We start from the raw sequence: 13,932 nt of genomic DNA on the forward strand, positions 1-13,932 counted from the left end.
ATATTGACCTTGGTCACCATTAAGTGCAGCAAGAGCTGAACCACGGATGATTGGAGTGTCATCACCTGGGAAGTCATAAGTAGAAAGAAGTTCACGAACTTCCATTTCTACCAATTCAAGTAATTCTTCGTCGTCTACAAGGTCACATTTGTTCAAGAACACAAGGATGTAAGGTACACCTACTTGGCGAGACAAAAGGATGTGTTCACGAGTTTGTGGCATAGGACCATCAGTCGCAGCACATACAAGGATCGCGCCGTCCATCTGAGCAGCACCAGTGATCATGTTTTTAACATAATCGGCGTGTCCCGGGCAGTCTACGTGAGCGTAGTGACGAGTTGGAGAATCGTATTCTACGTGTGAAGTATTAATGGTAATACCACGTGCTTTTTCTTCTGGTGCAGAGTCAATTGCTGCGTAATCTTTCGCTTCACCGCCGTAAGTTTTTGCACAAATAGTTGCAATCGCAGCAGTTAAAGTTGTTTTACCATGGTCGACGTGACCAATTGTACCCACGTTAACGTGTGGTTTGTTACGTTCAAACTTAGCCTTAGCCATGTTTATATTCCTCGTTTACGTCGAACACAATTCTGAGTAAAACCCAGCATCGACTTATCGCTTTAAAAAACCAAACACCCAATACTTGAAAAGCAGACTAATAAGCCTGCTTTTTAAAATCTTTGCAACAAAGTTGCCAAACTGTATCTGGAGCTCTTATCGAGATTTGAACTCGAGACCTCTCCCTTACCAAGGGAGTGCTCTACCACTGAGCTATAAGAGCAAATAAAAACTTCAATGGAGCGGGAGACGAGGGTCGAACTCGCGACATGTAGCTTGGAAGGCTACCGCTCTACCAACTGAGCTACTCCCGCACGATGTTGGTACAAACCACTTATTGAAGCCTTAAAATTGGTGGTGAGAGAAGGATTCGAACCTTCGAAGCTTACGCGACAGAGTTACAGTCTGTTCCCTTTGACCGCTCGGGAATCTCACCATTTTACACTTACTTCAGTGTCGTTCTTTTACCCCACTACAAACTTTCTAAGATGGTGCCGGCACACGGATTCGAACTGTGGACCTACTGATTACAAGTCAGTTGCTCTACCAACTGAGCTATGCCGGCGTTTCTTAGTGTTTCGTACGTTTCGTATCGGAACGGTGTGCAGTTTAGCAAAACTCTGAATCCTTGCAAGTGTTTTTTTCAAAAAAACCGTCAAAAACTCATAAAATCAACCCGTTTGATGATAATTCAACCGCTTTGATCACTGCGCGAGCTTTTATCTGGGTTTCATTCCATTCAGATTCAGGATTTGAGTCATAAACCAGACCTGCGCCCGCCTGAACATAGACCTTATTTTCGCGAATCACACAGGTTCGGATGGCAATCGACATGTCCATTTCACCATGCCAGCCTAAATAACCCACAGCTCCGCCAAAAATTCCGCGTTTAACCGGCTCGACTTCGTCAATAATTTCCATGGCACGGATTTTAGGTGCGCCTGAAAGTGTACCTGCTGGGAAAGTTGCCTTGAACACATCCAGCGCATCGACATCATCACGCACCTCGCCTTGGACATTCGAGACAATATGCATGACATGGGAATAACGTTCGATCACCATTTTATCCGTGACCTGCACTTTACCGATTTTTGATACACGACCAACATCGTTACGACCCAGGTCAATCAGCATCAAATGCTCAGCAATCTCTTTTTCATCAGACAGCAAGTCTTGCTCAAGTGCCAAATCTTCTTCTTTGGTTTTGCCACGCGGGCGTGTACCTGCCAAAGGACGTACTGTGGCAATACCATTTTCCAGACGTGACAGAATTTCAGGTGAAGATCCGACAATATGGAAAGGCTTCTGATTATCCAGCGTTTGCCCCTGCACCAGGAACAAATACGGCGATGGATTGAGATGACGCAGTGCACGATAAACCTGTAAAGGTTCACCATCGAAGTCTGAAACCATACGATGCCCTGGCACGACCTGCATTACATCGCCCGCTTTAATATATTCTTTCACCTTGGCAATAGACTCAATAAACTTGTCATGCCCGGTTAAAGACTCAAAATGGGGTGCTGTATGTTTTTTGGCTTGCAGGCTAATTGGTGTTGCCAGGGTAGCTTCCAATTGATCTAACTGCGCTTGAGCCTTGACATAGGCATCAGGATCATTGACATCTGCATGCACAATCAGGAACAAAGTATCTTTTAGGTTATCAAACACAATCACGGTTTTAGACAGCATCATCCAGATATCAGGCAAACCGACCGGATCAGCCTCAGGCACGTTTTTTAAGCGCGGTTCAATATAGCGCACCGAATCATAGCCAAAATAACCGACCAGACCACCGGTGAAACTTGGTAAATCAGGCAAATCCTGTTGCGTCGGCACCTGAAACTGGGCCTGAAAATCACGGATATACTGGAATGGATCGCTACACGACTGAGTCTCAATAGAGCCATCCACCTGCTGAATGGTTAGAACACCACGATTGCATGAAAAAACAGTAGATTCACCCAAACCGATAATGGAATAACGCGCCCAGTTCTCTCCACCCTCAACCGATTCAAATAAATAGGCCTGGCTGTGGTCTTTCAAACGCGCAAATACGGATAATGGTGTTTCGGTATCGGCCAAACGCTGACGATAAACAGGAATTAGGTTGTAACCATCAGATTTTAATTGCTCGAACTGAGTTTGAGTAGTCATGAGTATTCTCTATATGTTTTCGATATGGCTGGTTTAAGTTTGCTTTGCTGTAGTCTGACTTAGTTTCGCCATCGAAAATCCATACACTTTCTCATTCCGCTATCCTTAATTTTTCACTTATTGCGCAAGTAATTCTGTTAAATCATCAACCACTTGTTGCGGCTGGCAATCATGAATATCTTCACCATGATTATAGCCATAGCTCACCACAATACAATCAACTCCTGCACGTCTTGCCGCTTCTACATCATTACTGGAATCACCGATCATGAGCGTTTGTGCTGCAGTGACATCATATTGATCCACACAAAACAACAACTGCCGTGGATGAGGCTTACGCTCTTCAAAACGGTCCCCGCCAATCACGTCAACAAAATAATGACCCAAGCCCAGCGCTTCGACGATTGCACGTGCCGGCTGCTCAGGTTTGTTGGTGACACAAATCATTTGTTTATTGTTGGCTAGACCCCAATCGAGAAACTCAACTACCCCATTAAAAGGCTGGGTATCCACACAGGGATCGGCATTATAAATACTTAAAAAAGTCGCCAGCAATTGTTGATGTTGCTCGGGATCAACCTTTCCGGTGAGATATTGCAGAGTGCTTTGGCAAAAAAGAGAGGTTCCCTTACCTATCCAGGTACGCACCTGCGCTTCAGTCACTGTCGGTAATTGCAAGGCAGTCAGGCTCATGTTCATGGCACGGTATAAGTCCGATGCCGAATCTACCAGGGTGCCATCCAGATCAAATAAAATCAGTTCCCGGCTGGCCAATTTTGCTACAGACATCATTTCCCTCTCACAATTTATTTAACCCATACTCATACAATGAAGGCATGCGATTGCATGCCTTCATTGTATTTCGCGTACAGGCTTATTTAAAGAATAACCAAGCCATGATTGCAAGGATAATTAATACAATAATGGAGATTAAGCCTACTGATGCATTTTTCTGCTCTTCTTTGGCTTGCTCTACACGTGACACTGGTGTTTCCACTGCGATGGGTGCCTGCTTCTCGGGAATGGCACTCAAGTCCACATCTTCTGGAATTGGCGCAGGTTTCGGAATAGCTACCCCTTGTGGCATACCATCACGTGTGACGTTGACGCTGCTATCACGCTCAGTCAGTTCAGGCATACCCTGATCATTCATTTGCTGGGCCACAGTCTTTGTTTCTGGTTCAACGGACACGGTTGCCGCCGTTTCAGAAACTGCCACTGCTTCTGAAGGCTGCTCGCTGGCCGGCATAATTTCAGTTTCAGTCAACGCAGGCGTAATGTCTTTAGGCGGTGCAAGCACGGAAAATTTCAAGCCTGCAAACTGAACGATATCCCCTTCTTTCAACAAGGTTTCATGTTCAATACGCAAGTCATTGACGAAGGTGCCATTTGACGAGTTTAAGTCTTGTACCCATAAAGCCTGGTCTTTGAGCAAGAAAGCCGCATGCTTGCGTGAAATTTCCCCTGCCTGCAATACGATATCTGCACTCTGATGGCGACCGACCAACATATCACGGTCGATGCTGATTTCCTGTCCCGTTAATTCACCGGTAATTGCTTGTATTTTCCAAGTCATGAAATGCACTTCTCTTTGTGATTTTTAATTATCATATCATGGCAAATATTCAATTCTTTACCCACTCTGTTAAGAACCAGAACGAATCGTGGTCGTCGTCACGGTATTTTTGGTTTTTTCAACCTCAGTAACAGGCGTAGCTACCTTTTGCCTTTGCACGACTGGTTCAATTGCAACCGGTGTACTAAAAGTAGTGGCCTTCGGTTGATTCTGGGTTGCCGATGGCAGGGTTTGATATTGAGGAACTTTGGGGGCCGATGGTGTAACCGGAATTCGCTGCTGATAAATATCTTCTACATTTTCCGGTAATTTGGCAAAACTGCCATCCTGATCCATGGCTAACTGTAAGCTGTACAACTGGCTGTAACGCTGCTGCGACAAACGGCGTACATCATTACTATCTCCCACAATAGTCGGGTGAATGAACACCAGTAAGTTGCGTTTTTCATTGGATTTACCATCTGCACGGAAGAGACGCCCTAAACCTGGAATAGCCCCCAGGCCCGGTACAGCCTGACGTGAATGAATCGAGTTATCGGAAATCAAGCCACCCAAAACAATGGTCTGACCATGTTCAGCCAGAATCGAGGTTTTAATCGCACGCTTACTGGTGACCAAATCCTGTGCTTGACCTTTATCCTGCACCGCAGAAACTTCCTGCTCGACTTCGAGGCGAACCGAGCCACCTTCTCCAATATGCGGAATCACCTTTAAAGTGACACCGACATCTTTACGTTCAACCGTAGTATAAGGATTTAACCCTGCTGAAGTCGTGGTTGCGGAACCGGTAACAAACGGCACGTTTTGACCTACCACAATATAAGCTTCTTCATTATCCATGGTCACGATGGATGGCGTAGACAGCAAATTGGACTTGGTCTTGCTTTTTAAAGCCTGAATTAAAGCACCATACAGTTTACGTGAACCATTATCGCCTTCTTTATAATCCCCAAGGACCAAGGAAGTACCGGTTCCCAATTTGGCAGCTGCCCCTGCTGCACCACCTGCTACATATCCGGCAGCAAGCTCGGCAATACTCGCCCCGGCATTGCTAAAGTTGATTAAGCCAATGCCGCTGTTCAGATCACCTAGAGCCCATTGCACACCCAGCTGATCGGCATCATTACCTTCAACTTCAATGATGGCAGCCTCAATCAGCACCTGCTGACGACGGATATCCAGCTGCTGAATGGCCGATTCAATTTCACGCATCAACTGTGGATCTGCTTTCACCACCAAAGAATTTTGACTGTCATCGGCAATAATACTGACGCCATTGCCATTAAAACTGGTAATGCTATTTTGATTATTACTGTTTGATCCGCCACCTAAATTAATACTTGGGGTCGAGATACTGGAAGAACTGCTACTGGATGAACTACTGCCAGAACTGTTAGTGTTTAAACTATTCATCCCAGTATTGTTGGATGAACCATTTGAACCAGCTGAACCAGATACCGCCTGACCAGTCACCAGACCCTGTAAGATTTCTGCCAGATTTTTGGCACTGGCATATTTTAAGCGAAACACCTTGAGTCCACCCAAACGATCTGCTGCCGGCACATCCAGCATTTCAATCATCTGGCGGATACGTTTACGGGTTGCAGTATCACCTTTCAGCACAATCCGGTTGGTACGGGTATCGGCAATGATTCGGATCCGTGAACCTTTTAAATCTCTAGCTGCGCCGGTAGAGCTCATGGATTCCAACAGACCAATCATTTCTTCAGCCTGACTGGATTGCAGCGTCACTGCTTCAATATCGTTTTGTCCGGTACCGTCCAGGTTACGGATAATGGTTTCTAGCTGATAAATGTTGCTGGCACGGTCTGACACAATCAGTGCATTGGTTCCCGCCACTGCCGACAAATGCGCGAATTGCGGCATCAATGGACGGATTGCAGGGATCAGGTCATTTGGATTGGTATTTTCCAGCCAAATCACCCGCGTGACAATTTGATCACCCGTCGCGCGGTGCTTACTGTCAAAAGGCACACCGGAGCTTTTGACATTGCTATCTGGAACCAGTTTGATGGTATTGCCGGAAGGAATGGCGACTACACCATTCACGTTCAATACGCCTAGAAATAAATCATAGACTTCGGCTTTATTTAAAGGTTTATTGGAAATGACCGTGACATTGCCGCGTACACGTGGATCAACAGCAAAATTTTTCCCGGTAATATCGGCCACTTCATTAATAAATGCCGTTAAATCAGCATCTCTTAAGTTGATTTTCCATGTTTGCGCATGAGTAGAGGTACTCACCATAGCAATAAGAGGTGCAGCCGCGAATAAAGCCCAAACTGGACGATGATTAAATAAAGCCATAAAGTTCCGTGCTTCCTAATCCTGTAAGGTGACGATGCATCACTTAAAAATTTTGTTGAATGGTCATCACTTGATCACCACGCTTTATTTCTATTTTGACCTGACCTTCACGTCGAGCCTGTTCCAGCAGCTGGGCATCACTTTGCCCCTGACCCACAGCCTGTCCATTTAAAGACATGATCCGGTCACCGGGTTGTAGTCCCAACTTACTGCGCAATGCCGCTGGCGTTCTTGTGGTAACTTCATACCCCCCACCTGCTGCATTGACCCCCATATCTTTTAAATATTGATCACGATCTTCCTGTATCTTTTGCACTGCCTGTCCTAACGCATTTTGCTCCTGGCTGGGCATGGCTGGCGTAGGCTGATTAGTGTTCTGATTACTTGTAGCCAAACTAGTCGTTGCTACAGGCGGAACAATGCTTTGATCCAGACCATTTTCAATACCCTTGAATTGTAGTTCTCGCGTCGTGCCATTGCTTTGACGCAACACCACCCGATCCCAATACACTTCAGCCAGCTGATAAGAGGTCGGTGCAATATTCTCACCCACCTGATAGCGATCAGACTGATCATTGACTTTAATCACAGCGGAAGAAAACTGACTTGGATAACCGACCACGACACCTTGCAAAATCAAGTTAACATTGTCTTCTGCCGCTGCCGTCCTGCCAGTTTCCTGAAACAGCACAAATGAAGAAATATTGGGGACCTGTGGCTGCTGTGAACCCAGCTCAACACGTTCCAGCTGCATGACCTGTGGCGGTGCTACCAGCAGCCAGAAAATGTTCGCCAATTTCCAGCATAAATATAAGATCAGCAGGATCAATAATAAGGGAGCAAGCCGGTCCGCCTGCTTCCAGTTTAAATGTTGAATTTTTTCCATCCATTGATTCATTAGAAGCCACCTTTAAACAAAGGTTGACGCGAACTAATGACATAGGTATCTAAACCAGCTTTACCATTATAAGAAGGCATATTTAGCAGCAGACGCTGAGTCAGTTGTACATCAAGCATCAAGTTTTGATCCAGCTCCAGGGCCATCAGCTTTTGATCACGCTGGTCCCGGATATCAAAGATCAGCTTATTATTTTCATCTGACAATTTTCCTTTCAAGGAAGGGATATTCATTCGATCCTGACGCTGGGCATAGGTATAAATCAACTCTCCACCCACCCATTGCAATTGTCCTTCAGCCTGATTAAAGCCTTGTTGTTTTTTAAAATTAAAATTTACATCCTGAAGCTGGATAGCATTAGCAGGCCACTGCCATTCCACCAGATTTTTCAGAGTTTCAGGAGCGATTTGACCATTTAAGCCATGAATCGTTATTTTTTTGCCAAATCCATATCCGGCAATCGCATCAAGCTGGGTGTGTCCACTATGGATTTCCACCTTCGCCCCTAAACGCAACAAAAAAAGATCGAGGGGCCGTGTTTTCCAGCTCAATGAACCCTTTAACTGACCTGTATGCCAGTCCGCTTGTCCCTGCCAAATATTGCCACTGACATTTTGCAAGACCTGATTGTTTTTATAAAATTTTGAAATAAGCCAGGCCGCAGGAATTTGGAGTAATACGAACATGAAAAAGACACTGATGGCGAAAATCCACCACGTGATATATTTGGGTTTATTAATCATCCCACCGCGACCCACATATCAATTATTCTTCCCTAAACACTAATATTATATTTCTACCTCCATTATGCACACTTTTTTCTCAACGCCAATTCAAAGATATAAAAAAACCAAGCTTATAAGCTTGGTTTTTTAATCTCATCTGATTAGATGACTATCTCATGCAGATTTAAATCAGATGAGAAAATCTTCCAGTTTTGCACCGCTTTCAAGTTCTGCAACTAACCAGCGAGGTTGTTTACCACGACCCGTCCAGGTATCAGCTGAATTCTTTTTGCTACGGTAACGCGGCTCTACAGATTTGCGTGTACTTTTCTTACGTTTAGTTGAACCGAATTCCAAGATTTGTTCAATGGTTAAACCTACATTATCGGCAATATCTAAAATTTGCTGATAAGCATCTTCAACTGCTTGATCTTTTTTAGAAGCAATTAATGCTTCTGCTTCAACTTGTAAACGCTTTAACTCTTCAACAGATAAATTACTAATGTCCGGCATCATATTAACTCCACAGCAGGTTTTATATTTTTTTATTTAAAACAAGCTCATAATATTTTTATTATTTAAAACATTCAATAGAATTTTTTAAATAAATAACAATTAGCCAAACAGATTTTACAGCTTACTTTTTATAAAGGACTTATTTTAAATAAAATGCTTTACCTTTAATTCAATTTCTGAAATTTTATGACGGATAATTTCAGGTATTTCCGTTTTAAGCATGGTTTCCTTATTTACACAGACTATAACCGCCTCTGCCAAGGCAACATTTCTTTGCTGTGTCTCGCTCCATAATAAATAACTCATACGAAACGCACTATTACGAATTTCCTCAACACGTACACCAATTTTAAGCCGATCTGGATAAAATACTGGACTGATATATTTACATTGGTTAGAAGCCACCACTGTATATACATCCTGGTCAAAAATATTCAGCGCATCCATATAAAAAATACGGGCACTTTCGATATAACGGTAATACATCACATTATTGACATGCCCAAAGGCATCCATATCGCCCCAGGCAACAGACTGATCATAAATGACTGGATAATCGGACAGGGTAAGCATATTTATTCCCTTATATTTTTATTTCGACAAAATTTGAATTATTTTCAAAAATTAAATTTAACTGTTTAATCAAATCATCCTGACCTTTTAAAGTAGACTTAATTCTTAAATAATTCATCATCACATTATCGGGGTATAATTCAAGTAATTGATCAGCTTCAGCCGTTCTTGCCGTCGCGCTATATACGTGCCATTTGGCAAAGGTAAAGACAGGCAAAGAAGGATATTTATTTTCCCAATAGTCAATTCGTTGCTCAAGCATTAAATAATCTGGATTTTGCTTTAATAATTGCTGCTGGAACCACAAATAAAAAACGTCTTGATTAAACTGTTCATCGAGTAAATGTAATACCAGAGCTTCATGTTGCTGGCTCATTTCCGGCATACGCGATAATAACTTTAACCATAACACTTTAATATCATAATCACGGCTATAAATTTGGTCTTGCAAGTCTAAATAGCGTTGTTGCAAATTTTGCAAACTCTCGATATTGGCCTGATCAAAATTCACCAATAACTGTTTTAACCATTCGCGTTTATTTTCTGAACCTAAATGTCCATATTTCGTCGAGCGTAAATACATCCAAGGGAACTGAACGGCAAACTTTTCCCATAAACCGGTTAATCTTAAATCATAAGCACTTTTTACCTCATTTAACCAGGGTGAAAGCTCGTGCTGATTTAAGAACTCCAGATGGGTTAAGGCCTGTTCACCATCATTTTGCGACAGGTAAATTTCTATGCGTTGGATCTCCGCCAATTCAAATGCCATGGCATTACTTTGATTCAAGATTGCCAGAGCTTGTGGATATCGCTGCTGCATCCAATATAAACGTGAACCTATAATGCCCTTTAATAAACCTGATTGAGAAAATACGTTTTGAATAAATTGGTGTTGGTCTTGTGCTGCTTCTAATAACCAAACCACTGCTAACTGTTCATAAGGATGTAAGTTTTTAAAATTAAAAACCGTTTCTAATTTGCGTTGTTCCCGGGTTAAGTAACGCTTAATTAATAACCATAGCAACTGAATAAATAGACTTAAACTGGCCAGAATAATAAACATCATCCAGATATTGGTCTGAATTTGCCATTCACGCCAATATAAATAAACATAACCCGCGCCATAACCATAACTTAAAAGACTTAAGACTGCGATAATGATTAAGCTAATAAACGCATAGGCCAGTAAAATCTGCTTCATTGATTCATTACCCCAATAATGCACGCGTATTTAAACTAGGCGTAGGCAAGACCGTAAATCCTTTGATCTTCTGGATGTTTTGAATCAGTTGTCGCGATTTATCATCAGGAATTTGATTTAACAATTGAATAATTTCATTCAATGATTTTTGATACTCTAAATATTGACCTTGTTTTAAGGCTTGTTGAGCAATTAATAATCTGAGCTGTGCTTCTTTTAGAATTAACGGACGCTGCATGAGCGCCGTAGCAGGTTGTTTGGCAGGTTCAATCACCAGCCAACGTTGCCAGAAATTTTTATCTGTTGCTTGGCTCGTGCTTAATTGTGGCATCTTTATTTCCTGAGCCAAGGCAACATCAAGTTGCTGAAGCAGCGTATCTACTTTGACTTGCTGAGCCATTCGCTCACTGACAAAGTGTTGAATCACCTGATGATCTTTGGCAATCACCTGATGCAGGCTTTGCTTTAATGGCACTGCCAGAGCATATTGCTCAAGATTGCGATCTAAACTGGTTAACTTATCTAAAGCTGCAGTAAATTGTTTTTGCTGCAACATAAATTCAATCAATTCTAATTGTTGTTTAATCAAAACTACGGGATCAATACTTGCATCTTGCAGGTCTTTTAACTCTTGTGCTGCCTGTGAATTTGTCGGTACAGACTCATCTTTTAGCATGACTTTGCGCTGTAAAGCCACCAGTTGATCATTTAAATTTGCATTATTCTGTTCAAGGCGATGCAGACTCGTGTTTAATTCTGTTTGTTGTGCAGTAAGATTAAATAAGTCATAACTTAATTTAGCAATCCAGAGTAGACTTAAAATAGACAATAAAATCAGTATTTTCTTCATGTGTTCCCTTGCACAACAACAAGCTTCTGCAAAATTGAATCTGTATTTAAATCAGGTAGCCGCGTGATATTAAAACATGTGGACTGATTTTTTTTATAATTCGAAACAACTTGATACAAGCGCTCCCCTAAAACCAGATAATGCCCTTTAGCAATCATCTGTTTTTGATTCTGCATCAGCTGAATCCAATTCAACCAACTTGCTTCGCTACTGACCACCATAGCATACTGTTCTTGTTTTTCTAATAAATATAATATGTTATCTAAATATTGCTGCGCAAATACGGGACAGCGACGCTCATATAAAATAAAATTTAAAATGCGCATGCCTTGCTGTTTTAACTGGTCCATCATAAACAGACGCCCCCCTTCTCCACGCCAAAAAGCCAAACACTGGCCGGCCTTGAGCGTTTTTAAAACAGGAAGTTGCAACATCCCTTCTGATGTTTCGACTTGAGGCACTTCAGCAGAAATACCATATTGCGCCAAAGCCTGAGCAGTACGCTCACCGACAGCAATCCACTGAACATGCGCAAGTTGATCCAAAGTGATGCCTGATAATTTTAAATACTCCATACCGATTTGCACGGCCGTGGGACTGACCACCACAATTACCTGAGCATTCGGCAACTGCTGATAAAGCTCAGACAAGTCCGCTGACCAGGCCTGTGGCAGTAATTCAAGTAAAGGTAAATCCAGCACCTCAATGTGAGCCATGCGCAATGCATGACTCAATTCTTGTGCACGGTCTTGCGGACGTGTATTGATAAACAGCATATTAATAGAGAGCTTTGAGCAAATCACCCGCGCCTTGGGCTAACAATTCTTGCGCCAAAGCGACCCCGATTTTTTCGGCTTGATTAATATCACCGACTTGTTCTGCTTTCAGTAAAGTTTTCCCATCTACACTACCCACACGACCTTGCATATGGATTTGACCCTGTTCAAGGATGGCATAACCTGCAATCGGGACTTGGCAACCGCCTTCCAAATAGGCATTAAAGGCACGTTCTGTACGCACGCACACATCGGTTTCGCTATGTAGCAGCGGTAAAATAAGGTCCAGCACCGCCTGGTCTTCCGCACGACATTCCAGACCCAGTGCCCCTTGTCCAACTGCTGGCAGACTCACTTCCGCGGGCAGCGTATGACGAATCCGTTCAGCCAACCCCAAACGTTTTAAACCTGCACTTGCCAGAATAATGGCATCATAAAGGCCTGCATCCAATTTGGATAAACGCGTTCCCACATTGCCACGTAAATCAATAATGTCTAAATCTGGGCGGGCTTTTAAAATCTGGCTTTTGCGACGCAGGCTTGATGTTCCAACCTTCGCACCTTGCGGCAACTGTTCAAAACTTGCATATGTATTCGACACAAAGGCATCCAGCGGATCTTCGCGCTCACAAATCACAGCAAGTGATAAACCGGCAGGTAATTTCATCGGCACATCTTTCATAGAATGCACTGCCAAATCTGCACGGCCATCAAGCAGAGCTGCTTCTAATTCTTTAACAAAGAGTCCTTTGCCACCAATCTTGGCCAAAGGCGTATCCAAAATTTTGTCACCCTGGGTGACGAAGGTCACTAACTCAACTTTAAGATCGGAATGCAATGCCTCTAAACGGGCACGAATATGTTCCGCCTGCCATAAAGCAAGTGGGCTTTGTCGAGTTGCAATCTTCAAAATCTTCATAAATCTAAGAAACAGTCAATAAGTGCGTTAGTGTAAACTTAACGCGCTGACTAGAAAATGCAAGTAAATTTGCACTATCGTTTTCATCTAGACTCATGAAAGCAGATTTACATCTTTTGGATGCGTTCTCTTAAATTAGGCAGATGACGTCGGCTGACGGCCAAACGCTCTTCCAGTTCACGGCAACGCACCTGATACTGCCCCGAGCTAATCACTTCAAGACCATCCAGAAAATGTACTGAAACCAAAGCATTACGATGAATTCGAATAAACTGGTCGCCAAATTCATTTTCCAGATCTTTTAAAGTTTCATCGATCAGTACACTGCCATTTTTATGCCGTACCGTGACATATTTTTGATCTGCTAAAAAATAATAAATATTTTCTACAGGAACCAGTTCCACACCACGGTAGGTTTTTGCCACAATCTGGTGGCGTTTTATATTAAGTTCGTCCATATCTTCTTTTTGTTTTAAAGTGCTCATTTGTGCTTGAGTCAGTTTTGTTAAATGATCTAATACCTGTTGCAATTCCTGCTGCATTACTGGTTTCAGTAAATAGCCTTCTGCATGCGACTTAAATGCCTCCAAAGCATGTTCATCATAGGCAGTACAGAAAACGATGGCGGGCATAGGATCAAGCTGGCGCAGTTGTTCGGCGCAGCTCAAGCCATCCATTTCAGGCATTTGAATATCTAAAAGTACTACATCCGGCTCATAGAATTGAGTCATTTCAATTGCCTGCTGCCCATAACTTGCAGTAGCAACCACCTGGTGTCCCAGCTGTGTAACTAAACGTGACAAGCGCTCTACAGCGAGAGGTTCATCATCGCAAATCAGGATGTCCATT

General features: G+C 42.9%; 14 protein-coding genes and 4 tRNA genes. All 18 read right to left on the reverse strand.

Annotated features, from left to right (window positions below; genetic code table 11):
* Window positions 1–558, reverse strand: a 558-nt coding sequence (locus B4C48_RS02640; protein WP_291353992.1) for a GTP-binding protein, incomplete at its 3' end; no start/stop codon positions are given.
* Window positions 559–706: 148 nt separating this feature from the next.
* Window positions 707–781, reverse strand: a tRNA-Thr gene (locus B4C48_RS02645).
* A gap of 15 nt (window positions 782–796) precedes the next feature.
* Window positions 797–872: transfer RNA gene (locus tag B4C48_RS02650), tRNA-Gly, on the reverse strand.
* 38 nt (window positions 873–910) lie between these two features.
* Window positions 911–994, reverse strand: a tRNA-Tyr gene (locus B4C48_RS02655).
* A 53-nt stretch (window positions 995–1,047) separates the two neighbouring features.
* Window positions 1,048–1,123, reverse strand: a tRNA-Thr gene (locus B4C48_RS02660).
* A gap of 98 nt (window positions 1,124–1,221) precedes the next feature.
* The gene (gene trpE, locus B4C48_RS02665; RefSeq protein ID WP_291353994.1) at window positions 1,222–2,715 is read right to left on the reverse strand and encodes an anthranilate synthase component I; all 1,494 of its coding nucleotides are present in this window, start codon (window positions 2,713–2,715) and stop codon (window positions 1,222–1,224) included.
* A gap of 117 nt (window positions 2,716–2,832) precedes the next feature.
* Window positions 2,833–3,504, reverse strand: a complete 672-nt coding sequence (locus B4C48_RS02670; RefSeq protein ID WP_291354258.1) for a phosphoglycolate phosphatase — start codon at window positions 3,502–3,504, stop codon at window positions 2,833–2,835.
* Between the two features lie 85 nt (window positions 3,505–3,589).
* Window positions 3,590–4,291, reverse strand: a complete 702-nt coding sequence (locus tag B4C48_RS02675; protein WP_291353996.1) for an FHA domain-containing protein — start codon at window positions 4,289–4,291, stop codon at window positions 3,590–3,592.
* 69 nt (window positions 4,292–4,360) lie between these two features.
* Window positions 4,361–6,622 carry a type II secretion system secretin GspD gene (gene gspD / locus B4C48_RS02680; RefSeq protein WP_291353998.1) on the reverse strand — a complete coding sequence of 754 codons (2,262 nt, stop codon included), beginning with the start codon at window positions 6,620–6,622 and terminating at the stop codon, window positions 4,361–4,363.
* A 43-nt stretch (window positions 6,623–6,665) separates the two neighbouring features.
* Window positions 6,666–7,520, reverse strand: coding sequence for a type II secretion system protein N (locus B4C48_RS02685; RefSeq protein WP_291354000.1), 855 nt, complete (start codon window positions 7,518–7,520; stop codon window positions 6,666–6,668).
* Complete coding sequence (gene gspN, locus B4C48_RS02690) at window positions 7,520–8,263, reverse strand: type II secretion system protein N (protein WP_291354002.1); 744 nt, start codon at window positions 8,261–8,263, stop codon at window positions 7,520–7,522. The genes B4C48_RS02685 and gspN overlap by 1 nt, the downstream gene beginning before the upstream one ends.
* 171 nt (window positions 8,264–8,434) lie before the next feature.
* Complete coding sequence (locus B4C48_RS02695) at window positions 8,435–8,761, reverse strand: H-NS histone family protein (RefSeq protein ID WP_291354004.1); 327 nt, start codon at window positions 8,759–8,761, stop codon at window positions 8,435–8,437.
* A gap of 144 nt (window positions 8,762–8,905) precedes the next feature.
* The gene (locus B4C48_RS02700) at window positions 8,906–9,334 is read right to left on the reverse strand and encodes an acyl-CoA thioesterase (protein WP_291354006.1); all 429 of its coding nucleotides are present in this window, start codon (window positions 9,332–9,334) and stop codon (window positions 8,906–8,908) included.
* Window positions 9,335–9,344: 10 nt separating this feature from the next.
* Window positions 9,345–10,538: a heme biosynthesis protein HemY gene (locus B4C48_RS02705; protein WP_291354008.1), complete on the reverse strand. Its 1,194-nt coding sequence runs from the start codon at window positions 10,536–10,538 to the stop codon at window positions 9,345–9,347.
* A 7-nt stretch (window positions 10,539–10,545) separates the two neighbouring features.
* A complete protein-coding gene (locus tag B4C48_RS02710; protein WP_291354010.1) occupies window positions 10,546–11,388 on the reverse strand; it encodes a hypothetical protein in 843 nt (280 codons plus the stop codon).
* Window positions 11,385–12,164: a uroporphyrinogen-III synthase gene (locus B4C48_RS02715; RefSeq protein ID WP_291354012.1), complete on the reverse strand. Its 780-nt coding sequence runs from the start codon at window positions 12,162–12,164 to the stop codon at window positions 11,385–11,387. Before B4C48_RS02715 ends, B4C48_RS02710 begins: the two co-directional genes overlap by 4 nt.
* A gap of 1 nt (window position 12,165) precedes the next feature.
* Window positions 12,166–13,083 carry a hydroxymethylbilane synthase gene (hemC, locus tag B4C48_RS02720; RefSeq protein ID WP_291354013.1) on the reverse strand — a complete coding sequence of 306 codons (918 nt, stop codon included), beginning with the start codon at window positions 13,081–13,083 and terminating at the stop codon, window positions 12,166–12,168.
* A 107-nt stretch (window positions 13,084–13,190) separates the two neighbouring features.
* Window positions 13,191–13,931, reverse strand: coding sequence for a LytR/AlgR family response regulator transcription factor (locus B4C48_RS02725; RefSeq protein WP_291354016.1), 741 nt, complete (start codon window positions 13,929–13,931; stop codon window positions 13,191–13,193).
* Window position 13,932 lies beyond the last annotated feature (1 nt).

This window comes from Acinetobacter sp. UBA3106 (assembly GCA_002365595.1).
Lineage (GTDB): Bacteria > Pseudomonadota > Gammaproteobacteria > Pseudomonadales > Moraxellaceae > Acinetobacter.